Origin of the sequence: Baekduia soli, assembly GCF_007970665.1 — a bacterium.
Lineage (GTDB): Bacteria > Actinomycetota > Thermoleophilia > Solirubrobacterales > Solirubrobacteraceae > Baekduia > Baekduia soli.
Window position 1 is genome coordinate 3,592,454 of the sequence record NZ_CP042430.1, and the last position, 21,182, is coordinate 3,613,635.

18 protein-coding genes, 3 rRNA genes and 1 riboswitch are annotated in these 21,182 nt (G+C 70.7%); of the genes, 6 read left to right on the forward strand and 15 right to left on the reverse strand.

Annotated elements, in window-relative coordinates; all coding sequences use genetic code 11:
- Positions 1-5: 5 nt before the first annotated feature.
- Positions 6-139: riboswitch (cyclic di-AMP (ydaO/yuaA leader) on the reverse strand.
- An 86-nt stretch (positions 140-225) separates the two neighbouring features.
- Together FSW04_RS17255 and FSW04_RS17260 are read right to left on the reverse strand one after the other, a co-directional pair.
- Positions 226-924, reverse strand: a complete 699-nt coding sequence (locus FSW04_RS17255; protein ID WP_228430530.1) for a polyphenol oxidase family protein — start codon at positions 922-924, stop codon at positions 226-228.
- Positions 925-945: 21 nt separating this feature from the next.
- Positions 946-2,085: a tRNA nucleotidyltransferase/poly(A) polymerase family protein gene (locus tag FSW04_RS17260; protein WP_146921494.1), complete on the reverse strand. Its 1,140-nt coding sequence runs from the start codon at positions 2,083-2,085 to the stop codon at positions 946-948.
- A 55-nt stretch (positions 2,086-2,140) separates the two neighbouring features.
- Between FSW04_RS17260 and FSW04_RS17265 the strand changes: the two genes are divergently transcribed.
- The gene (locus tag FSW04_RS17265; RefSeq protein ID WP_146921496.1) at positions 2,141-3,706 is read left to right on the forward strand and encodes a PQQ-binding-like beta-propeller repeat protein; all 1,566 of its coding nucleotides are present in this window, start codon (positions 2,141-2,143) and stop codon (positions 3,704-3,706) included.
- Here FSW04_RS17265 and hisF read toward each other — a convergent pair.
- The 8 genes from hisF to murA form a co-directional block, all read right to left on the reverse strand.
- Positions 3,703-4,470, reverse strand: coding sequence for an imidazole glycerol phosphate synthase subunit HisF (gene hisF, locus FSW04_RS17270; RefSeq protein ID WP_146921498.1), 768 nt, complete (start codon positions 4,468-4,470; stop codon positions 3,703-3,705). The two genes, FSW04_RS17265 and hisF, sit on opposite strands and share 4 nt — an antisense overlap.
- 1 nt (position 4,471) lies before the next feature.
- On the reverse strand, positions 4,472-5,242 hold the full coding sequence (gene hisA / locus FSW04_RS17275; protein ID WP_146921501.1) for a 1-(5-phosphoribosyl)-5-[(5-phosphoribosylamino)methylideneamino]imidazole-4-carboxamide isomerase: 771 nt from the start codon (positions 5,240-5,242) through the stop codon (positions 4,472-4,474).
- The gene (gene hisH, locus FSW04_RS17280) at positions 5,239-5,877 is read right to left on the reverse strand and encodes an imidazole glycerol phosphate synthase subunit HisH (protein ID WP_146921503.1); all 639 of its coding nucleotides are present in this window, start codon (positions 5,875-5,877) and stop codon (positions 5,239-5,241) included. The genes hisA and hisH overlap by 4 nt, the downstream gene beginning before the upstream one ends.
- On the reverse strand, positions 5,874-6,467 hold the full coding sequence (gene hisB / locus FSW04_RS17285) for an imidazoleglycerol-phosphate dehydratase HisB (RefSeq protein WP_146921505.1): 594 nt from the start codon (positions 6,465-6,467) through the stop codon (positions 5,874-5,876). The genes hisH and hisB overlap by 4 nt, the downstream gene beginning before the upstream one ends.
- Entirely contained in the window at positions 6,464-7,705 is a 1,242-nt protein-coding gene (gene hisD, locus FSW04_RS17290) for a histidinol dehydrogenase (RefSeq protein WP_146921508.1), read from the reverse strand. Before hisD ends, hisB begins: the two co-directional genes overlap by 4 nt.
- Complete coding sequence (gene hisG / locus FSW04_RS17295; protein ID WP_146921510.1) at positions 7,702-8,364, reverse strand: ATP phosphoribosyltransferase; 663 nt, start codon at positions 8,362-8,364, stop codon at positions 7,702-7,704. Before hisG ends, hisD begins: the two co-directional genes overlap by 4 nt.
- Positions 8,361-9,305, reverse strand: coding sequence for an ATP phosphoribosyltransferase regulatory subunit (locus FSW04_RS17300; protein ID WP_146921512.1), 945 nt, complete (start codon positions 9,303-9,305; stop codon positions 8,361-8,363). The genes hisG and FSW04_RS17300 overlap by 4 nt, the downstream gene beginning before the upstream one ends.
- Positions 9,306-9,393: 88 nt before the next feature.
- Positions 9,394-10,695, reverse strand: coding sequence for a UDP-N-acetylglucosamine 1-carboxyvinyltransferase (gene murA, locus FSW04_RS17305; RefSeq protein ID WP_146921514.1), 1,302 nt, complete (start codon positions 10,693-10,695; stop codon positions 9,394-9,396).
- Between the two features lie 67 nt (positions 10,696-10,762).
- Between murA and FSW04_RS17310 the strand changes: the two genes are divergently transcribed.
- Both FSW04_RS17310 and FSW04_RS17315 read left to right on the forward strand, forming a co-directional pair.
- Positions 10,763-11,365 carry an HDIG domain-containing metalloprotein gene (locus tag FSW04_RS17310; RefSeq protein WP_146921517.1) on the forward strand — a complete coding sequence of 201 codons (603 nt, stop codon included), beginning with the start codon at positions 10,763-10,765 and terminating at the stop codon, positions 11,363-11,365.
- 30 nt (positions 11,366-11,395) lie between these two features.
- The gene (locus tag FSW04_RS17315) at positions 11,396-12,592 is read left to right on the forward strand and encodes an MFS transporter (protein WP_187368866.1); all 1,197 of its coding nucleotides are present in this window, start codon (positions 11,396-11,398) and stop codon (positions 12,590-12,592) included.
- Here FSW04_RS17315 and FSW04_RS17320 read toward each other — a convergent pair.
- On the reverse strand, positions 12,589-12,927 hold the full coding sequence (locus tag FSW04_RS17320) for a hypothetical protein (RefSeq protein ID WP_146921521.1): 339 nt from the start codon (positions 12,925-12,927) through the stop codon (positions 12,589-12,591). The two genes, FSW04_RS17315 and FSW04_RS17320, sit on opposite strands and share 4 nt — an antisense overlap.
- A 58-nt stretch (positions 12,928-12,985) precedes the next feature.
- On the opposite strand from FSW04_RS17320, the gene FSW04_RS17325 reads away from it, so the two are divergent.
- The 3 genes from FSW04_RS17325 (at position 12,986) to FSW04_RS26225 (ending at position 15,130) form a co-directional block, all read left to right on the forward strand.
- Positions 12,986-14,095: an isocitrate/isopropylmalate family dehydrogenase gene (locus tag FSW04_RS17325; RefSeq protein WP_228430531.1), complete on the forward strand. Its 1,110-nt coding sequence runs from the start codon at positions 12,986-12,988 to the stop codon at positions 14,093-14,095.
- A gap of 216 nt (positions 14,096-14,311) precedes the next feature.
- Positions 14,312-14,587 (forward strand): hypothetical protein, encoded by a 276-nt coding sequence (locus FSW04_RS17330; RefSeq protein ID WP_146921525.1) that lies wholly within the window; start codon positions 14,312-14,314, stop codon positions 14,585-14,587.
- 375 nt (positions 14,588-14,962) lie between these two features.
- Positions 14,963-15,130: a VOC family protein gene (locus tag FSW04_RS26225; RefSeq protein WP_187368867.1), complete on the forward strand. Its 168-nt coding sequence runs from the start codon at positions 14,963-14,965 to the stop codon at positions 15,128-15,130.
- A gap of 57 nt (positions 15,131-15,187) precedes the next feature.
- Here the strand turns inward: FSW04_RS26225 and rrf are convergent.
- The 4 genes from rrf to FSW04_RS17350 all read right to left on the reverse strand — a co-directional run bounded on the left by rrf (position 15,188) and on the right by FSW04_RS17350 (position 21,174).
- Positions 15,188-15,304, reverse strand: a 5S ribosomal RNA gene (gene rrf / locus FSW04_RS17335).
- A gap of 75 nt (positions 15,305-15,379) precedes the next feature.
- Positions 15,380-18,375, reverse strand: a 23S ribosomal RNA gene (locus FSW04_RS17340).
- A gap of 415 nt (positions 18,376-18,790) precedes the next feature.
- Positions 18,791-20,337, reverse strand: a 16S ribosomal RNA gene (locus tag FSW04_RS17345).
- The 16S, 23S and 5S rRNA genes sit together here, the layout of an rRNA operon.
- A gap of 417 nt (positions 20,338-20,754) precedes the next feature.
- Positions 20,755-21,174: a secondary thiamine-phosphate synthase enzyme YjbQ gene (locus tag FSW04_RS17350; protein ID WP_146921527.1), complete on the reverse strand. Its 420-nt coding sequence runs from the start codon at positions 21,172-21,174 to the stop codon at positions 20,755-20,757.
- Positions 21,175-21,182 lie beyond the last annotated feature (8 nt).

A 21,182-nucleotide genomic window follows, 5' to 3' on the forward strand; every position in this document is an offset into this window, starting at 1 on the left:
TAGAAACCTGCTGTGGTCAGCGCCTACGGGGTTAGCTGACGGGCTAGCGCAGTGCGCCTCCCACGGATCACCGTGGGACTCGCCCCCGAGACTTGGTTCCCCCGCTCCCGGACGGTCCGGGACTCGGCGTTCGGGCACGACCTTAGTCCAACCGCAGACAGAATGTCGAGGAGATCCGACACACCGGGATTCGGTGCTCCAGGAAGTGGGGAAGTTGCGGGTCCGTCAGCTGCGCAAGATGATCCCGGCCTGGCGCCCCGTCACCGGGCCGCTGACGCGGTGCGAGAAGAACAGCGCGGGCTCGCACATCGTGCAGCGCCGCACGTCGGTGACCTCCGCGACCCCGCAGGAGCGCAGCCGCTCCGCGGCCACGGCCTTGAGGTCCAGGCGCCCGTCGCGGACGGCCCAGGCGGGGAAGACGGCGGCGACGTCCTCGCCCACCGCGTAGCAGCAGGCCCCGGCCCCCGGGCCGATCGCGGCCTGGATCGCCGCGGTGGCCCCGAGCTCGCGCAGCGCGCGGACGCCCTCCTCCAGCACGCCGCCGGCCAGCCCGCGCCAGCCCGCGTGGACCATCGCCACGGCCTCCGGCGCGGCCAGCGCCACCGGGAGGCAGTCGGCGGTGAGCACCAGCGCCGCCAGGCGCCGGACCGCCGTCGCGACGCCGTCGGCGTCCGGCGCGCCGCCCGCGCCCACCGGCCCGTCGGCGCGCAGGACGCGCGTGCCGTGCACCTGGCGGGCCCAGGCCGCCGGCGCGCCCTGCACCGCCCGGCGGCGGTTCTCGGCCACCGCAGCGGGGTCGTCGTCGGTGAAGCGGCCGAGGTTCAGGGACCGGTACGGGCCCTCCGAGACGCCACCGGCCCGCGCGGTGAAGCGCACGCGCGCGCCGGGGAGCTCGAGATCGATCGCGTCGGGCAGCACGGTCACCCCGGAGGGTCTAGCAGGCGCTCACGCGAGCGCCGCCTGCAGCTCGGCCTCGCGGCCGGGCGCCAGCTCGCCGTCCAGGCGCCGGGCGAGCGCGCGGGCCAGGCGCCGACCCAGCTCCGGGCCCGCCGGCACCCCGGCGGCGAGCAGGTCGTGACCGGTGAGCTCCAGGCGCACGTGGCGCCACTGGGCGAGGTACATGCCGGCGGTGACCAGGTCGCCGCGGGCGCCGGCGACCGCGACGGCCTCCACCGGCTCGCCGCGCAGGCGCGCGGTGACCTCGGACGGCCGGCCACCCGCGACGGGCTCCAGCTCGGCGCACCGCGCGAGGATGCGGGCCTCGGCGGCCGCGAAGCCCAGCCCGGAGGGCCAGTCGCGGTCGGGGATCACGGCGCCCAGCAGCGTGAGGTCGGGGCGGCCCTCGCCGGCGGGCAGGAGCGCGAGGGCGTCGCCGACGACCGCCGGATCCAGCCGCAGGCCGGCCACGAGGCCGAGATTCTGGGCGGCGTGCAGCACGGCCAGCGGCGCGGGCTCCGCGAGGGCGTGGCGCAGCTCGGCGCCGATCCGGTCGCCGCTGACCGTGGCGGGCGCGCCCTCGCGCACGGCCTGGGCGGCGAGCCGGTCGGTCCCGGGCTCGGGCACGAAGCCCAGGCGGACCGCGTAGCGCACAAGGCGCCACAGACGTGTGGGGTCGTCGCGGAACGACGCGGGGTGCAGGACCCGCAGGAGGCGGCCGTCGAGGTCCTCGAGGGCGTGGGGCGCACAGCGCAGCTCGCCGGCCGCCGAGAGCGCCACCGCGTTGATGGTGAAGTCGCGGCGCAGCAGGTCGTCGTCCACGCCGGAGGCCCGCACCTCGGGCAACGCGCCGGGGTGCGCGTAGGTCTCCGCGCGCGCCCGGACGACGTCGTAGCGGCAGTCCGCCCGCCGCACCGACAGCGTGCCGAACCGCTCGTGGGTCGCCTGCACGTCGCCCAGCGCGGCGGCCACGGGGGCCGGGTCGCCCTCGACCACCACGTCGATCTCGCGGGGCTCGGCACCCAGCAGGGCGTCGCGCACCGCGCCCCCCACGATCCACGCTCCCGGCACCGTCTCGAGCACGGCCAGCACCGGCGCGCCACAGGGCAGCGCGCGCAGGGCGTCGAGGGCCTCGGCAGCGGTGCGCACGGCGCGATCCTCGCAGGCGGCACGGCCCGACCGCCGACCTCATACCCTGTCGCCCATGTTCCGTCCCACCGGCGGCAGACGTCGTCGGCTGGTGTGGGTCGCGGCGGCGCTCGTGAGCCTCGCGCTCGGGGTCACCGCGGTCGTGGCGCTCACGGGCGGCCAGGGCGACGTGTCCAACCCGGATGTCGAGTTCAACACCACGCCGCCGACCCTGCCCTCCGTCCCCCAGCCGCAGACCGGCGCCAAGCGCGACGCCGCGATGGACGACCGCTTCTCGTGGCCGGTCTACGGGCTGACGAAGGCGCGCACGCGCTACCTGCCGCTGAGCCGTCCGCTGCGCCCGCCGTTCACCGTGCGCTGGCGGCTGACGGGCTCGATCCTGCTCGAGTTCCCGCCGGTGCTGTGCGGCGGCTCGCTGTACCTGCTCAAGAACAACGGCGCGCTGTACTCGCTGTCCAAGCGCACGGGGCACGTGCGCTGGAAGGTCAAGCTCGGATACCTGGCGGCGGCTTCCCCGGCCTGCGGGCACGGGACGGTCTACTCCGTGCTGCTGGCACGGGGCAAGGGCGTCCGGGCGGGACGGGTGGTCGCCACCGCGACCGACACCGGGCGCACCCGCTGGTCGCGCAAGCTGCCCAGCCGCTCGGAGTCCTCGCCGCTCCTGGACCAGGGACGCCTGTACTTCGGCACGGAGGACGGCACGGTCTACGCGCTGCGCGCCGCCGACGGGTCGACCCGCTGGACGTACCGGGCCGGCGGCGCGGTCAAGGGCGCGCTGGCGCTCGACGAGGGCCGGCTCATCTTCGGCGACTACGGCGGCCAGGTGACCGCCCTGAGCCGCGCCGACGGGCACGTGCTGTGGAAGACGGGCACCAGCGGCGGCGCGTTCGGGCTGCGCAGCGGCAACTTCTACGCCACGCCGGCCATCGCCTACGGGCGGGTCTACCTCGGCAACACCGACGGCTTCGTCTACTCCTTCGCGGCCCGCACGGGCAAGCTGGCCTGGCGCCACCACACCGGCGGCTACGTCTACTCCTCGCCGGCGATCTCCGACGTGCTCGGCGGCACGGTCTACGCCGGGTCCTACGACGGCAAGCTGTACGCCTTCGACGCGCGATCCGGGAGCGTGCGCTGGACGCGCACCGCGGGCGGCAAGATCTCCGGCGGCCCGGTCGTCATCGGCGATCTGGTCTTCTACTCCAACCTGTCGCGCAAGTCGACGGGCGCCGTGGGCGCGGCCACCGGCAAGCTGGTGTGGTCCATGGGCAGCGGCGCCTTCAACCCCGTCATCTCCGACGGCACCCGCCTCTACCTCAACGGCTACTCGACGCTGTACATGCTGGCCGAGCAGGGCCGCAGCTCCTCCGGCACGCTGACCTCGGCCGGCCGCAAGGCCCGCCGCGACCACCTGCGCGCGGCCGCCCAGCGGCGCCACCGGCGCTACGTGGCCCGCCGCGTGGCGGCCCGGCGCGCCCAGGTCCACCGGATCCTCGAGCTGCACCGCCGCCGCATCAAGGTCTGCTTCGGCTCGGGCCGCGACCGCACCTGCCGCCTGCCGCGCCCGCCGGTGTGCTTCGCCAAGGACGGCGGCACGGTCTGCCGGGCCCGCAAGCCGGCCTAGGGGCGGACGGCGACGCCCGCGGCCAGCAGGCGGGCCTTGGCCTCGGCCACGGTGAACTGGCCGAAGTGGAACAGCGAGGCGACCAGCGCGGCGTCGGCGCCGGCGCGCAGGGCGTCGACGAGGTCGTCGAGGTCCCCGGCACCGCCCGAGGCGATCACCGGCACGTCGACGGCCTCGGCGACCGCGGTGGTCAGCGGCAGGTCGTAGCCGTCCTTGGTGCCGTCGCGGTCCATGCTGGTCAGCAGGATCTCCCCCGCCCCGCGCGCCACGCCCTCGCGGGCCCAGGCGATCGCGTCGAGCCCGGTGGGCGTGCGCCCGCCGGCGACGTAGACCTCCCAGCCGGGCGTCCCGTCGATGCCGACCCGCGCCTTGGCGTCGATGGCCAGCACGACGCACTGCGCGCCGAAGTGCTCGGAGAGCTCGTCCAGCAGCTCGGGCCGCGCGACGGCCGCCGAGTTGACCGCCACCTTGTCGGCCCCGGCGTCCAGGACGAGCTGGGCGTCGGCGACCGAGCGGATCCCGCCGCCGATCGTGAAGGGGATGAAGACGTTGTCGGCGGTGCGCCGGGCGAGGTCGACGATCGTGTCGCGGCGCTCGTGCGTCGCGGTGATGTCGAGGAAGACGAGCTCGTCGGCGCCCGCCGCGTCGTAGCGCTCGGCGAGCTCGACCGGGTCGCCGGCGTCGCGCAGGCCCACGAAGTTCGTGCCCTTGACGACGCGCCCGGCGTCGACGTCCAGGCACGGGATGACGCGCTTGAGGTGCACGTCAGTCGGCGGCGGGCACGACCCGGCCGGGCCGCCGGTCGCTGGGCTCGGGCTGCAGCGCCTGCTGGCCCTCGGCGATCGTGAAGCGGCCCTCGTACAGCGCCTTGCCCGCGATGACGCCGCCCAGGTTGACCTGGCGCAGGTCGCGCAGCCCGCGCAGGTCCTCCAGCGACCCGATGCCGCCCGAGTACAGGAAGCGCCCGCGCACGACCTGGGCGATCCGCCGGACCTCATCGAAGTCGATCCCGCCGAGCATGCCGTCGCGGTCGACGTCGGTGTAGACGAAGGAGCGCACGCCGCGGTTCTGCAGGCGCTCGATGACCGCGTCGGCGGGCATCTGGGTCGTCTCCTGCCAGCCCGACGTCGAGACGTGGCCGCCGCGCGTGTCGACCGACACGATCACGCGGTCGCGGAACGCGCCGAGGACGTCGTCGAGGAAGTCGATGTCGTTGAACGCCGCCGTGCCGAGGATCACGCGCTCGGCACCGGCGCGCAGCGCGTCGCGGACGGCCGGCAGCGTCCGCAGGCCGCCGCCGTACTGGACCGGCACGTGGAGCTCGTTCGTGATCTGCTCGAGGTGGTCCAGCGACCGCGGCGCGCCGTAGCGGGCGCCGTCGAGGTCGACGATGTGCAGGAAGCGCGCGCCCGCCTGCACCCAGGCGCGGGCGGCCTCCAGCGGGGAGTCCTCGTAGACGGTGACCTGGTTGAAGTCACCCTTGATCAGCCGGACGGCCTTGCCATCGCTGATGTCGATCGCCGGATACAGGATCACGCTGCTGCTGCCTCCACGGGGGCGCACACGCCGATGAAGTTCGCCAGCAGCGCGATGCCGTCGCGCGAGGACTTCTCGGGGTGGAACTGGGTTCCGAACACGTTGCCGCGGCCGACGACGCTGGCGAACTCGACGCCGTAGTCGCTCATGCCGATCGCGACGTCGTCGTCGGAGGGGGCGGGGACGAAGGAGTGCACGTGGTAGAACGGCGTGGGGTCGGCCAGGCCCTGGCTCAGCGGTGAGGGGCGCACCCAGCGCACCTGGTTCCACCCGATGTGCGGGAGCTTGAGGCCGCGCGGCGCCAGCGGGACGACCTCGCCGGGCAGCAGGCCCAGGCCGTCGGCGCCGCCGTGCTCGGCGCCATGCTCGAAGAGGAGCTGCATGCCCAGGCAGGCGCCGAGCACCGGGACGCCGGCGGCGGCGCGCTCGCGGATCAGCGCGTCGAGGCCCGTGGCCTCCAGGAGGCGCATCGCGGCGGCGAACGCGCCCACGCCGGGGACGACGATCCCGTCGGTGGCACGCAGCGCGTCGTGGTCGCCGGTCAGCACGACGGTCGCCCCCGCGCGCTCGAGGGACTTCTGCATGGAGCGCCGGTTGCCCATGCCGTAGTCGACGAGTCCGATCGTGGCGCTCACTCCGTCAGCGTCCCCTTCGTGGACGGCACGCCGGTCTCCGTCGGGTCGATCGAGACGGCCTCGCGCAGCGCGCGGGCGAAGGCCTTGAACGCGGCCTCGATCATGTGGTGGGCGTTCGTGCCCGTCTCGACGGTGACGTGCAGCGTCATCCGGGCGCCGTTGGCCACGGCCCGGAAGAACTCCTCGGTCAGCTCGTGGTCGAAGTTGCCGGTCCCGCCTGGGGGCAGGTCGGCCTCGAAGGCGAGGTACGGGCGCCCGGAGAGGTCGAGGGCCACGGCGGCGCGCGCCTCGTCCATCGGGACGACGGCGTGGCCGTAGCGCCGGATCCCGGCCCGGTCGCCCAGCGCACGGTCCAGCGCCTGGCCCAGGACGATGCCCGTGTCCTCCACGGTGTGGTGCGCCCCGGTCTCCAGGTCGCCGGTCACGTCGACCTGGAGGTCCAGGCGGCCGTGGCGGGCGAGCAGGTCGAGCATGTGGTCCAGGAAGCCGACGCCGGTCCGGCGCGTCCCCTCCCCCCGGCCGTCGAGGCCGAGCGTCAGCGTGACGTCGGTCTCCTTCGTCGCCCGGGCGATCTCGGCGGTGCGCGTCATCCGCTCGGATTCTCGCGCACCCGCATCGACGCCGCGTGCCGGTCGAACCCCTCGGCCTGCGCGACGGGCGCGCCGGCGCGCGCCAGGGCGCCGGCGGCGTCGCCGATCCGGACCACGCTCATGCGCCGGCGGAAGTGGCGGGTCGACAGCCCGGAGGCGAAGCGGGCGGCGCCGCCGGTGGGCAGCGTGTGGTTCGAGCCGGCGACGTAGTCGCCGAACGCGGTCGCGCTCTGGGACCCGACGAACACGCATCCGGCGCTGCGGACCTCGGTGGCCAGCGCCTCGGCGGCGCCGCCCATGAGCTGGAGGTGCTCGGGCGCGAAGGCCTCCGCGACGGCCAGGCCCGCGGCCGGGTCGGGCACGAGCACGAGGGCGCCCGCGGCGTCCATCCCGGCCGCCTCGGCGTCGACGATCGCGCCGACGGCCTCGCGCAGCGCCGCGTCGTCGGTGACCAGCACGACGATCGTGCCGTCGCCGTGCTCGGCCTGGGCGAGCAGGTCGAGCGCCACGAGCCGCGGGTCGGCGCCGGCCGTGGCCAGCACGAGGACGTCGCTGGGGCCGGCGAAGCCGTCGATGCCGACGTCGCCGGCGACCTGGCGCTTGGCCTCCTGGACGTAGAGCGAGCCGGGGCCGGCGATGACGTCGACCCGGCGCACGGTGTCGGTGCCGTAGGCCAGGGCGGCGACGGCGTGCGCGCCGCCCATGCGCCAGACCTCGTCGGCGCCGCACAGCGCGCAGGCCGCGAGGATGACGGGGTGGGCGCCGGGGGCGCAGACGACGACCTCGTCGACACCGGCGGCACGGGCGGTCACCACGCCCATGACGACCGTCGACGGGTACGGGTTGCGCCCGCCCGGCGTGTAGATCGCGGCGCGGCGGACGGGGACCTCGCGCAGCGTGACCGTCTGGCCCTCGGGCAGCGCGACGTCGAGGTCGTCGGCCATGCCGGCCTCGGCGACGGCGCGGACGTTGCGCACCGCGACCTCCAGCCCCGTGCGCACGGCGGGATCCAGCGCGGCCAGCGCCTCCTCGCACTCGTGGCGCTCCACGCGCAGCGGCCCGTCGACGCGGTCGAAGCGCTCCACGTACTCCATGAGCGCGGACTCGCCGCGGGCGCGGACCGACGCGACGATCTCGCTGACCGTGCCCGACACGGAGACGCCGGGCGGTGCGAGCGCCCGCAGGGACGCGGCGGCAGCGACCGGATCGCCGTCGACCTGCACCCGCGCGACGTTCATGCCGTCACGGTCCCGCCGGCGGCCCGCATCCGGGTGACGAGCTCGTCGATGGCGGCGGCCTTGAGCTTGTGCGCCACGGGGTTGGCGATGAGCCGCGCCGTGGACCGCTCGATCTCCTCGCGGATGACGAGGCCGTTCTCGCGCAGCGTGGTGCCCGTGGCGGTGAGGTCGACGATGGCCTCGACCAGGCCGGTCAACGGGGCCAGCTCGACGGAGCCCTTGACCTCGACGATCTCGGCCTGGCGCCCCGTGGCGTCGAAGTAGCGCGCGGCCGTCTTGGGGTACTTCGTGGCCACGCGCATGACCCCCAGGCGCCGCAGCGCCTCGGCGGCCGGGTCGGGCTCGGAGGGCGGGGTGGCGATCGTGGCCAGGATCATCCGGCACGGGCCGTAGCCCAGGTCGAGCAGCTCGACGACCTGGCGCTCGTCCTGCTCGGTCAGCACGTCCTTGCCCGTGATGCCGACGTCGGCGGCACCGGCCTCGACGTACGTCGGCACGTCGGAGGGGCGCATGGTGACGATCCCGACGTCGTCGAAGAGCAGCTTGCGGTCGTTGGCCCGCACCTCGCTGGTGTCGACGCCGACGGCGTCCAGGAGCGTGAGCGTGTCGCCCAGCAGCGCGCCGCGCGGGACGGCGATGGTCAGCGCCGGGGTCGTCATCCCGTTCCCCGTTCCTCGCCGGCCAGCGCCAGGTGCAGGCGGTCGACGTGCAGCGCGAAGCCCACGGCGGGCAGCGGCCGGCCGAAGCGCGCGAGCAGGTCGTCGTAGCGCCCGCCGCCACCCAGCGGCTCGCCGAGGGCGGGGTCCAGGACGTCGAAGACCGAGCCGGTGTAGTAGCCCAGGCCGCGGGCCAGGCCGAGGTCGAGCACGATCCGCTGCGCGACGTCGGCGCCCAGGCCGCCGAGCACCGCTCGCAGGCCGTCGGCCTCGCCGCCGGTCACCTCGTCGAGGACCTCGGGGCCACCGCGCAGCTGCGGCACGCGCACGAGCGCGTCGTGCAGCCCACGCGCATCGACCTCGTTCTCCAGTCGCACGAAGTCGCGCGCGTGCAGCGCCGCCAGCAGCACGTCGCGCACGTCGGCGGGCACGTCGAAGGTGTCCAGGAGCGCCGGGTACAGCGCGGCCGTGCCGAGCGCGATCCGGTAGCCGACGAGCCCGACGGCGTCCAGGGCCTCGCACAGGACGGTCAGCGCCTCGACGGTCCCGTCGGGCCCGGGGGCGCCCACGAGCTCGATGCCGGCCTGCAGGAACTCGCGCATCTGGCCACGGTGCGGGCGTACGCCGCGGTAGGCGTGGGCGAAGTAGGAGAAGCGGAGCGGCGGCTCCGCCGTGGCGTAGCGCGTCGCCACCACCCGCGCGATGGGCACGGTCATGTCCGGGCGCAGGGCCATGACCTGGCCGTGGTCGTCGAAGACGCGGTAGGCCGGGTCGACCCCGGTCTCGCCGCGGCGCAGGACGTCCTCGAACTCGATCGTGGGGGTCCAGACCTCGCCGTAGCCGCGCCGGTCGAAGACGGCGCGCATCGCCTCGGTGATGGCGCGCAGCTCCCGCATCTCGTCGGGCAGCACGTCGCGGGTGCCGCTGGGCGTCGGGTGGATCATCGCGACCCGGGAGCCTACGAGGTCGACCGCGAGTGGGGAGAGCCGCCTCCGGGCGAGCGCGGCAGACGCCGGCCCCGAACCCGCGGCCCTAGGCCGCGACCGGGTGCTCGGCGACGCGCTCGATGCTGGCGCCGAGCTCGCGCAGGCGCTCGTCGATCCGCTCGTAGCCGCGATCGATCTGGCGGATGTTGCCGATCTCCGTCGTCCCCTCCGCACACAGGGCCGCCAGCAGCACGGCCATGCCGGCCCGGATGTCGGGCGACTCGACCCGCGCGGCGCGCAGGCGCCGAGGCCCGTGCACGAGCGCGCGGTGCGGGTCGGCGATGAAGATGTTGGCGCCCATCGAGATGAGCTTGTCGCAGAAGAACAGGCGCGACTCGAACATCCACTCGTGGACGAGGACCTCGCCCTCGCTCTGCGTGGCCAGGGCCACCGCGATGGATGTCAGGTCGGCCGGGAAGGCCGGCCACGGCCCGTCCTGGACCTTGCTGGTGTGCTCGCCGAGGTCGCGCTCGACGACGAGCTTCTGGCCGCCGGGAACCAGGACGTCGGCGCCGTCGATGCGCGTCTCCAGCCCGATGCGGCGGAAGACCAGGCGGATCATCCGCAGGTCGTCGGGCTCGGTGTCCTTGATGCGGATCTCGCCGCCGCTCATGCCCGCCATGGCCATGAACGAGCCGATCTCGATGTGGTCGGGCCCGATGTCGTGCGTCGTGCCGCCGAGGATGTCGGTCCCCGTGATGTGCAGGACGTTGGAGCCGATGCCGCGGATGTCGGCGCCCATCTTGACCAGCATGCGCGCGAGGTCGACGACGTGCGGCTCGCACGCGGCATTGAAGATGGAGGTCTCGCCCGGGGTCAGCGCGGCGGCCAGCAGGGCGTTCTCGGTGCCCATGACCGAGGGCTCGTCCATGAAGACCTCGCCGGCGCGCAGGCGGCCGGCCAGCACCAGGTTGGAGCTGTCGTGGCGCTCGACGCGCGCGCCGAGGGCGCGGAAGGCGTCGAGGTGCGGGTCCAGGCGCCGGCGGCCGATGACGTCGCCGCCGGGCGGCGGCATGTCGGCGCGGCCGAAGCGGGCCAGCAGCGGGCCGGCCAGCAGGAACGAGGCGCGGATGCGCGCGGACAGGCGCGGGTCCACGAGCGAGTCCTCCGTGATGCCCGCGGCGCAGATCGCGACCTCGTGCTCGCCGCGCCACTCGACCGTGGCGCCGAGGTGCTCGAGCAGGTCGACCATCGCCTGCACGTCGCGGATGCGCGGCACGTTGCGCACGACGACCTCGTCCGCGGTGAGCGCGGACGCGGCCAGGCAGGGAAGGGCGGCGTTCTTGTTGCCGGCGGGCACCACGCTGCCCGACAACGGCTCACCGCCGTCGATGACGAACTTCTCCATGCGATCGGTCGTGCGCCCGCCGATGCGTCCGAATGCCGTCCGGGGGCGCTGGGCTAGGGTAACAGCCATGTCCTCGCAGGTTTCGCGCGCGGAGGCCTGGGACCTCCTGACCGAATGGGTGCAATCGGACTCGTTGCGGCGCCACTGCCTGGCCGTCGAGGCGTCCATGGCCGCCTACGCCCGCCGGTTCGGCGCCGACGAGGAGGCCTGGTCGGTCGCCGGGCTGCTGCACGACGCCGACTACGAGCGCCATCCGGACATGGACGACGCGGAGGCGGGCCACCCGCGGACGATCATCCGTCACCTGCGCGAGCGCGACGCGCCACAGGAGCTCGTCGACGCCATCGCCGGCCACGCGCCCTTCCTCGGCGTCGCCCGCGAGACGCAGATGGCCAGGACGCTGTTCGCCGTCGACGAGCTGTCGGGCTTCGTGCTCGCATGCGCCGCCGTACGCCCGGAGGGCATCCACGGCATGACGCCCAAGTCGGTCAAGAAGAAGCTCAAGACGCCGGCCTTCGCCGCCGCGGTCAGCCGCGACGACGTGCGCGAGGGTGCGGCCGAGCTCGGTGTCGACCTCGACGAGCACCTCAGCACGGTGATCGCGGCGCTGGAGGCGCGCGCCGACGAGCTCGGGCTGCACGGCCGCAGCCCGGACCCCGAGCCCGCCTGACCCGTGGCGGCCCGTGAGCGGTACGCGCGGGTGCTCCGCGCGCCGCACGCGCGGGCCCTGCTGCTGGCCGAGATCCCGGCACGCCTGCCCATCGGCATCAACGGGCTGGCGCTCGTGCTCTTCATGCGCGAGCACGCGGGCTCCTACGGCGCCGCCGGGGCGGTGGCCGCGGCCTTCGGGGCCGCGCTGGGCCTGTCCTCGCCGGTGATCGGGCGGCTCATCGACCGCCGCGGGCTGCGCCGGGTCGTGGTCCCCCTGGCCCTCCTGCACGCCGCGGCCATGGGCGGCCTGGTGGCCTGCGGGGTCAGCGGGGCGCCCGTGTGGGCCTGCGCGCTGCTGGCGATCGCCGCGGGGGCGTTCATCCCGCCGCTGGGCTCGATCTCGCGCTCGCTGTGGCCGCGCATCCTGCACGGCGAGGCCGACGACCTGCTCGGCACCGCCCTGGCGCTGGAGGGCGTGATGATCGAGCTGGTGTTCACGGTCGGGCCGCTGCTCGTCGCCGTCATCGCTGCGGCCGCCGACCCCGCCGTGGCGCTCGTGCTCTCGCCGGTGCTGCTGCTGCTGGGCCTGGGCCTGTTCCTCCTACAGCCGCCCGTCCGGACCTGGGTGATCTCCGAGCACGCGGGCAGCCACGGCCTGCTCGGCGCGCTGCGCTCTCCCGGCATCCGCACGCTCGTGCTGTGCACGCTGCCGATGGGCTTCTGCTTCGGGGCCATGGAGGTCACGCTGCCCGCGTTCAGCGAGGACCACGGGTCGCGAAACCTGGCAGGCGTGCTCGTGGCGGTCTGGTCGGTGGGCAGCGCGGTCGGCGGGCTCTGGTACGGCTCGCGGGCCTGGGGCGACGCGCCGGGCCGGCGCTACGCACGGCTGGCCGCCCTGCTGCCCATCGGCTACCTGCCGCTGGCCGCCGCACCGTCCATCCTCGTCATGGCGCCGCTGGCCCTGCTGGCGGGTGTGTGCATCGCGCCGACGCTGACCGCGGGCAACCAGATCGCCGGCGACGTCGCCCCCGAGGGCGCCGAGACCGAGGCCTACACCTGGCCGGTGACCTCGCTGGTGCTCGGCCTGGCGATCGGCAACTGGGCCGCCGGTGCCATCGTCGACGCGGCCGACTGGCGCGCCGCGTTCCTGGTCTCGGCCGGTGGCGCCGGGCTCAGCGCGGTGCTGGCCCTGGCGCGCCACCACACCCTGGATCGCCGCGCGGTGATGGTCGCGCCCACCGCCTAGGACGCGGCCTTGTAGCGGCCGCCGCCCCTGGCCCAGTCGTGCAGGTGCTCCAGGCGGCAGAACGCGTCGGCGATGCGGTGCCGGCCGCGGTGGCGCACGACGAGCACACGCCGCTCGGCGAGGTGGTCGCCGCACAGCGCGCAGCGCCCCAGCGCGTCGTCGGGCTCGCCGTCGGTGACGATGCGCCCCCGGTCCCAGCTCGCGCCGTGGATGACCCACGGCACGACATGCTCCAGGCGGCAGAAGACGGCCTTGTGGTCGCTCTCGGGCTCGGCGACTCGGAAGCCGTCGTCGGCTCCGACGCTCGCGGCACACCAGCTGCACTGCTCGGCCATGACGCCAGGCAGGGTAGCCGCCACGCCGGAGGACCGGACGACGGGCTACCTTCCGGGGGTGGCCACCGCACCCCTGACCATCACCATCCTCGAAGGCGACGAGACCGGGCAGGAGCTGCTCGAGCAGGCGCTCCGCGTCCTGGAGCCCGACGTCGTCGGCCTCCCGATCGTCCTGGAGCGCTTTGACCTCTCGCTGGAGCGCCGCCGCGAGACCGGCAACCAGATCGTCCACGACGCCGCGGCCGCGATGCGCGCCTCCGGCCTGGGCATCAAGGCCGCGACGATCACGCCGGAGGGCAAGGACGACGTCGGCTCGCCCAACCGCATCGTGCGCGAGGGCGTGGACGGCAAGGTCATCATCCGCACGGGCCGCCGCATCCCCGGCGTCACCCCCATCGCGGGCGTCTACCTGCCGATCTCGGTGGTGCGCATGGCCGTCGACGACGCCTACGGCGCCAAGCAGTGGCGCGAGGGCCCGGAGGGCGGCGCCGACGAGATCGCCTACCGGACCGAGAAGATCACCCGCGGGACGTGCGCCGCGGTCGCCGAGTACGCCTTCCGCACGGCCAAGAAGATGGGCGGCAAGGTCTACGGCGGCCCGAAGTGGACGGTCTCGCCGGTCTACGAGGGCATGCTCAAGGAGGAGCTCGACGCCGCCGCGCAGCGCCACCCCGACGTCTGGTACCAGCCCGTGCTGATCGACGCGACCTACGCCGGCCTGGTCTCGGGGGCCGCCGACAGCCCGCTCGTCATCCCGGCGCTCAATCGCGACGGCGACTGCCTCTCGGACCTCGTCATGCCGATGTTCGGCTCCATCGCGGGGGCCGAGTCGGTCCTCCTGGCCTTCGACGAGGACTTCACCACGCAGGTCGCGATGGCCGAGGCGCCCCACGGCACGGCACCCGCCCTGCTCGGCAAGGACATCGCCAACCCCATGGCGATGATCCTGGCCTGCGGCGCGGTCCTCAACTACGCCGCCGACCGGGGCTTGCCGGGCGCCGAGCGCGCCTCGCGGGCGATCTACGAGTCCGTCCTGGAGGCCACCGCGACCGGCGTGCGCACCCCCGACCTCGGCGGCCACAGCAGCACCTCGGAGTTCACCACCGACGTCATCGGCCGCGTGCGGACCAAGCTCGACGTCTGGTCCTCCCTGGGCACGACGGTCTAGGCCCGGGCCGGGGGCGAGCGTACGTTCGCCGCGACCGTGCGACGGGCCGCCGGGCTCGGTGGCCCAGGCGTCGGCCCCGGCGGCGTGCGGACGGGGCGCCGGGTGCAAGATCCCATGCAGGAATCGTGCCCCTATTTGGCTCTGGAGAGCCGAAAGCCCGCGGCCCCTCGGCCTCCGCGCCCATCCGTCCGCTCGCACTCCTACGGTTACGAACACATGTTCTCCCCCACCGCAGATCCCCGGCCGGCCAAGCGCTCCCTGCGTGCGGCCGTCCGGCGTGCCGTCGACCTGGCCGTCGCCTTCGCCACGCTCTCCGATGAGCTGCCGCGCCGCCACGCCGACGACCCTGCGGAGCACCCCCATCGTGTGCCGCTGCGCGCCCCCTCTCGCGCGCGCCGGCCCGGTGCGGTGGCCCCGCGGGCCCATCGCTGCACGACGCCGCTGGCCCACCGCCCGCCGGCACGGCGCAGCACCTCATCATCCATGCGGTGACTCCTCAAGCGCCCGTCCTGGGAGGCCGGGCGCGGAGACCATGCGAGAGCGAAGTGCCTCAGCGAGCGGGCCGCCACCAGGCGGCCCGCGGCGCGTCTGGGCCGGGATCGCGCCCGACCCAGACGCGGTCCCGGCCCTCGCTGCCGACCGCGTCTGTCCTCGCCGGACGGGCGGGTGCCGTCGCCCGATGAGCATCCGCCGAGCCATGTCCGTCGTCGCCACCGAGGATCCGCTGGCGACGCGCCGGTTCTACGAGGATGTGCTGGGCTTCGAGGTCGCGACGGAGCAGGACGACATGGTCGTGCTGCGCTCACCGACCGTCCCGGCCATACAGCCCATCGTGGGCCTCGGCCACCGCACGGCCAGCGACCCCACGTGTTCGAGGGAGACCGCTCCATCGAGGTCGCCGACGTCGATGCGGTCCCCTGCACCGCCTGCGCGCACGGCCTCGCGATCGCGCGCCCCATCGCCGATGAGCGCGGGGGCGTGCGCCGCTGCCTCGCCGGCGACCCGGGCGACGTGGTCACCATCGGCCACCGCTAGCGCAGCACGTGCCCCACAACGACGACGAGCCGCCCCGGAGGGCGGCTCGTGAAGATAAACCGGCGGCGTCCTACTCTCCCGGGCCCTTGCGAGCCAAGTACCATCGGCGCTGAGAGGCTTAACTGCTCTGTTCGGAATGGGAAGAGGTGTTTCCCTCTCGCTAAAGCCACCGGAAACTCAAGAGAGCTCCCGGCGACCCTCAAAACCGCACAGCCCACCACAGGGTATCACCGCAAAGAGATAATAAAAACCGTCAAGCCCTCGAGCCATTAGTACCAGTCTCCTTCGCGCGTTACCGCACTTCCAGATCTGGCCTATCAACCTGGTGGTCTTCCAGGGCTCTTACTCCCTCAAGGGGATGGGAGAACTCATCTTGAGGCCGGCTTCCCGCTTAGATGCCTTCAGCGGTTATCCGATCCGGACGTAGCTAACCTGCTATGCCCTTGGCAGGACAACAGATACACCAGAGGTCCGTTCACCCCGGTCCTCTCGTACTAGGGGCAAATCCTCTCAATTCTCCAACGCCCACGGCAGATAGGGACCGAACTGTCTCACGACGTTCTGAACCCAGCTCGCGTACCGCTTTAATGGGCGAACAGCCCAACCCTTGGGACCTACTTCAGCCCCAGGATGCGACGAGCCGACATCGAGGTGCCAAACCGGGCCGTCGATGTGGACTCTTGGGCCCGATAAGCCTGTTATCCCCGGAGTACCTTTTATCCGTTGAGCGACGGCACTTCCACTTGCTACCGCCGGATCACTAAGACCTGCTTTCGCACCTGCTCGACATGTCTGTCTCGCAGTCAAGCTCCCTTGCTGCCTTTGCACTCTACGCACGATTTCCGACCGTGCTGAGGGAACCTTTGTGCGCCTCCGTTACATTTTGGGAGGCGACCGCCCCAGTCAAACTACCCGCCTGGCACTGTTCTCTGCCCGGATTCACGGCGCAGAGTTAGACGTCCAATACATCAAGGGTGGTATCTCAAGGTTGGCTCCACCTCGGCCGCAGCCGGGGCTTCAAAGCCTCCCACCTATCCTGAGCGAAATGCACCGAACGCCAATACCAAGTTGTAGTAAAGGTTCACGGGGTCTTTCCGTCTAGCCGCGGGTACTCGGCATCTTCACCGAGACTGCAATTTCACCGAGCCCCTCGCTGAGACAGCGCGCAAGTCGTTACGCCATTCGTGCAGGTCGGAACTTACCCGACAAGGAATTTCGCTACCTTAGGACCGTTATAGTTACGGCCGCCGTTTACCGGGGCTTAGCTTCGGTGCTTCGGGCGAACCCTAACACCTCCACGTAACCTTCCGGCACCGGGCAGGCGTCAGCCCCTATACGTCGTCTTTCGACTTAGCAGAGACCTGTGTTTTTGGTAAACAGTCGCTTGCGCCTATTCACTGCGGCCCCCTCAGGCTCCAGTCGCGAAGACCTTCACCCTACTGGGGCGCCCCTTCTCCCGAAGTTACGGGGCAATTTTGCCGAGTTCCTTAGCGAGGGTTATCTCGATCACCTTAGTATTCTCTACTTGCCCACCTGTGTCGGTTTTGGTACAGGCACGCGAGTTCTCCCTAGAGGCTTTTCTTGGAGGCATGGCGTCCGGAACTCGCCGGCCCTTGGGCCAGCTGGCATCGCGCCTCAGGTTATGCGGACCCGGATTTGCCTAGGTCCACCCCTACACGCTTACCCCAGGACGACCATCGCCTGGGATTCCATAGCCTTCCTCGTCCCCCCATCGGTCAAACGATCTCGACGTGGTACAGGAATATCAACCTGTTGGCCATCGACTACGCCTTTCGGCCTCGCCTTAGGTCCTGACTAACCCTGAGCCGACGAACGTTGCTCAGGAAACCTTGGGCAATCGGTGGAGGGGATTCTCACCCCTCTTTCGTTACTCATGCCGGCATTCTCACTTCCCAAGCGTCCACGGCTGGCTTCCGCCGCCGCTTCACTCGCTTGGGAACGCTCTCCTACCGCGCGCATTCCGAAGAACACGCACCCGCAGCTTCGGTGATCTGCTTGAGCCCCGTTACATTATCCGCGCCCGAACACTTGACCAGTGAGCTGTTACGCACTCTTTCAAGGGTGGCTGCCTCTAAGCCAACCTCCTGGTTGTCTATGCATTCGGACATCGTTTCCCACTTAGCAGACACTTAGGGACCTTAGCTGGCGGTCTGGGCTGTTTCCCTTTTGACGCTGAAGTTTATCCCCCAGCAACTGACTCCCGCGGTACACGTAATGGTCTTCGGAGTTTGCCTTCCTTCGGTAAGCTGGTGGGCCCCCTAGGGAAAACAGTGCTCTACGGCCACAACGCAATTTACGCGAGGCTATACCTAAATATATTTCGGAGAGAACCAGATATCACTGAGCTTGATTAGCCTTTCACTCCGACCCACAGGTCATCCGCCCAGTTTTCAACCTAGGTCGGTTCGGTCCTCCACGAGGTCTTACCCCCGCTTCAACCTGCCCATGGGTAGCTCGCTCAGTTTCGGGTCTACCGCCTACGACTGAATCGCCCTATTCGGACTCGCTTTCGCTACGGCTCCGCTCATCGCTTAACCTTGCCGCAGACGAGTAACTCGCCGGCTCGTTATGCAAAAAGCACGCGGTCACAGAACAAGTCTGCTCCCACCGCTTGTAGGCACGCGGTTTCAGGTACTATTTCACTCCCCTTCCGGGGTACTTTTCACCTTTCCCTCACGGTACTAGTCCGCTATCGGTCACCTAGGAGTACTTAGCCTTGGAGGGTGGTCCCCCCAGTTTCAGTCCGCGTTTCACGGGTGCGGACCTACTCAGGAACGCTTGACGGCAGATCATGCAGTTTCGTCTACGGGACGGTTGCCCTCTTTGGTGCACGGTTCCACGTGCTTCGACTACCACATGATTTTGTAACTGCCGCCAGGCCGGCCACGGCCTGGAACAAACGCCCTACAACCCCCCGTACGCAACGTGTGGCCACTTACACGTACGGAGTTTGGGCTGATCCCTTTTCGCTCGCCACTACTCAGGGAGTCTCGGTTGATTTACTTTCCTCGGGGTACTGAGATGTTTCACTTCCCCCGCTTGCCGCCGAACGGCCTATGTGTTCAGCCGTCGGTGACGCCGCATTACCGGCGCCGGGTTTCCCCATTCGGAAATCCACGGGTCAAAGGCTGTTCAACGCCTCACCGTGGCTTATCGCAGTCGTCCACGTCCTTCATCGGCTCTAGGTGCCAAGGCATCCACCATGTGCCCTTACTATCTTGACGGTGATCTCGAACGGATCCGCTAAGAGGATCCGCCCGGTGATACCCGTGCCTCCCCGGCTCATCGGATGATGAAGGGGAGGCAACTGCCTGATCTCGCGTTGGATGAGATCAGGCATGTGGCTGCTGTGCAGTTTTCAAGGGTCGCCGAGAGGTGCGCCCGACGGATGGTCGGATGCGGTCTCTCAAAACTCAACAGCATGCACGAGCTCGAGCTCCGCGAGGTGCGGCACCGCACGATGTGTGCGCGGTGGGCTCTCGCAGATGCGAGAGCCGGCTGGCTCGGCCAGGTTCGGTCGACGTACTAGGCCGCACGGTCGGAAGCCGATGGCTCGCTTCCGTTGCGATCGCCTTGCGGCGAAGACAACGGCCGGCCACGGCGCCGTGCCGTACGGGTCCCTGTATCGGGACTCCCTAGAAAGGAGGTGATCCAGCCGCAGCTTCCGCTACGGCTACCTTGTTACGACTTCACCCCAGTCACGAGCCCCACCTTCGACGGCTCCCTCCCTTGCGGGTTAGGCCACCGGCTTCGGGTGTTGCTCACTCCCGTGGTGTGACGGGCGGTGTGTACAAGGCCCGGGAACGTATTCACCGCGGCAATGCTGATCCGCGATTACTAGCAACTCCACCTTCATGCAGGCGGGTTTCAGCCTGCAATCCGAACCGAGACGCACTTTGAGGGATTCGCTCCACCTCGCGGTATCGCAGCCCTCTGTATGCGCCAATGTAGCACGTGTGTAGCCCTGAACATAAGGGGCATGATGACTTGACGTCATCCCCACCTTCCTCCGGTTTGTCACCGGCAGTCTCGCATGAGTCCCCAACTAAATGCTGGCAACATGCGACGGGGGTTGCGCTCGTTGCGGGACTTAACCCAACATCTCACGACACGAGCTGACGACAGCCATGCACCACCTGTGAACCTGCCCCGAAGGGAAACCCTGTTTCCAGGGCGGTCAGGCACATGTCAAGCCCAGGTAAGGTTCTTCGCGTTGCGTCGAATTAAACCACATGCTCCGCTGCTTGTGCGGGCCCCCGTCAATTCCTTTGAGTTTTAGCCTTGCGGCCGTACTCCCCAGGCGGGGCACTTAATGCGTTAGCTTCGGCACGGGAGGAGTCGACACCTCCCACACCTAGTGCCCATCGTTTACGGCGTGGACTACCAGGGTATCTAATCCTGTTTGCTCCCCACGCTTTCGCGTCTCAGCGTCAGTCACGTCCCAGCGAGCTGCCTTCGCCATTGGTGTTCCTCCTGATATCTGCGCATTTCACCGCTACACCAGGAATTCCACTCGCCTCTTCCGGACTCGAGCTTGACAGTATCCACCCGCCTCCCGGGGTTGAGCCCCGGGCTTTCAGAGCGGACTTACCAAGCCGCCTACACGCGCTTTACGCCCAATGATTCCGGACAACGCTTGCCCCCTACGTATTACCGCGGCTGCTGGCACGTAGTTAGCCGGGGCTTCTTCTGAAGGTACCGTCACCTCAAGCGGGTATTAACCGCCAAGGCTTCGTCCCAACTGAAAGAGGTTTACAACCCGAAGGCCGTCTTCCCTCACGCGGCGTTGCTGCGTCACGCTTTCGCGCATTGCGCAAGATTCCCCACTGCTGCCTCCCGTAGGAGTCTGGGCCGTGTCTCAGTCCCAGTGTGGCTGATCGTCCTCTCAGACCAGCTACCCATCGAAGCCTTGGTGAGCCGTTACCTCACCAACAAGCTAATGGGCCGCGGGCCCATCCCGTTGCGGAAGCCGAAGCCTCCTTTCCTCAATCCACTGATGCGGAAGGAGCACATTTGGTATTAGCCCCGGTTTCCCGGGGTTGTCCCAATCAACAGGGCAGGTTACCCACGTGTTACTCACCCGTTCGCGGCTTTGCCCCCGAGCAAGCTCGGGTTCGTCGCTCCACTTGCATGTGTTAAGCACGCCGCCAGCGTTCGTCCTGAGCCAGGATCAAACTCTCCGTGAAGTGATCCGACACACGCTCGAGAGCGCGCGCCGGGGTACGAAGAGCTGTCAAAACCTATGCGGAGGCCCCATACACGGGATGCCCCCAGGTGATGACGGGATTGCTTTCTCAGACCGTCGCGATCTCCGAGGAGATCCGACGGGTCGAACCTGGACGCACACCTTCGAGCCGGCTGACCCGAAAGGTGCGCATGCTGTTGAGTTTTCAAAGACCGTCGCGCCCTGTCGGGAAGGGGTCACCTTCGAAAGGACGCCCCCCAAGGCCGAGGCCTGTTGGGGCGGGATCGAGCAGTTTAGCACCACTCGATGCGGGGCGTGGGCCCCAGGCCAGGCCTGGCGTTCCTGCTCCGCGGGGCGGCAGTATAGACACACATCGCGGCGGAATGTCGCCACGTGCCCGGGGCCGGGCTCGCGGGCCCTAGTCGCCGAGGACCTGGACGACGACCGAGCGCTCACGCGGGCGGTCGTCGAAGTCGCAGAGCACGATCTGCTGCCAGGTGCCCAGGGCGAGCTCGCCGCCCACCAACGGCACGGTCTCCGACGGCCCGATGAGCGCCGCGCGGGCGTGCGCGTGGCCGTTGGTGTCGCCGTTGAGCGCGTCGTGTTCGTAGCCCGCGCCGGGCGGCAGCAGGCGGTCCAGCAGCGCCCGGAGGTCGGCCACCGCCCCCGGCTCGTACTCGAGCGTGGTGACCGCGGCGGTCGCCCCGCCCACGAAGACCACGGCGATCCCGGTTCGAACCCGGCTGCGCGCGACGACGGCGCGGACGCCCTCCGTGAGGTCCAGAACCGCGCCGTGGCCCGGCGTGCTCAGGCGCAGCTGACCCCCGTGGACCGTCATGGCCGCCG

What these genes read in the sequence shown, in the direction of transcription:
- FSW04_RS17265 (WP_146921496.1), top strand. Translation starts at nt 2,141, where the DNA reads ATGTTCCGTCCCACCGGCGGCAGACGTCGTCGGCTGGTGTGGGTCGCG.
- hisB (WP_146921505.1), bottom strand. Translation starts at nt 6,467, where the DNA reads ATGACGCGCACCGCCGAGATCGCCCGGGCGACGAAGGAGACCGACGTC.
- hisD (WP_146921508.1), bottom strand. Translation starts at nt 7,705, where the DNA reads ATGAACGTCGCGCGGGTGCAGGTCGACGGCGATCCGGTCGCTGCCGCC.
- hisG (WP_146921510.1), bottom strand. Translation starts at nt 8,364, where the DNA reads ATGACGACCCCGGCGCTGACCATCGCCGTCCCGCGCGGCGCGCTGCTG.
- FSW04_RS17300 (WP_146921512.1), bottom strand. Translation starts at nt 9,305, where the DNA reads ATGATCCACCCGACGCCCAGCGGCACCCGCGACGTGCTGCCCGACGAG.
- murA (WP_146921514.1), bottom strand. Translation starts at nt 10,695, where the DNA reads ATGGAGAAGTTCGTCATCGACGGCGGTGAGCCGTTGTCGGGCAGCGTG.
- FSW04_RS17310 (WP_146921517.1), top strand. Translation starts at nt 10,763, where the DNA reads ATGTCCTCGCAGGTTTCGCGCGCGGAGGCCTGGGACCTCCTGACCGAA.
- FSW04_RS17320 (WP_146921521.1), bottom strand. Translation starts at nt 12,927, where the DNA reads ATGGCCGAGCAGTGCAGCTGGTGTGCCGCGAGCGTCGGAGCCGACGAC.
- FSW04_RS17330 (WP_146921525.1), top strand. Translation starts at nt 14,312, where the DNA reads ATGTTCTCCCCCACCGCAGATCCCCGGCCGGCCAAGCGCTCCCTGCGT.
- FSW04_RS17350 (WP_146921527.1), bottom strand. Translation starts at nt 21,174, where the DNA reads ATGACGGTCCACGGGGGTCAGCTGCGCCTGAGCACGCCGGGCCACGGC.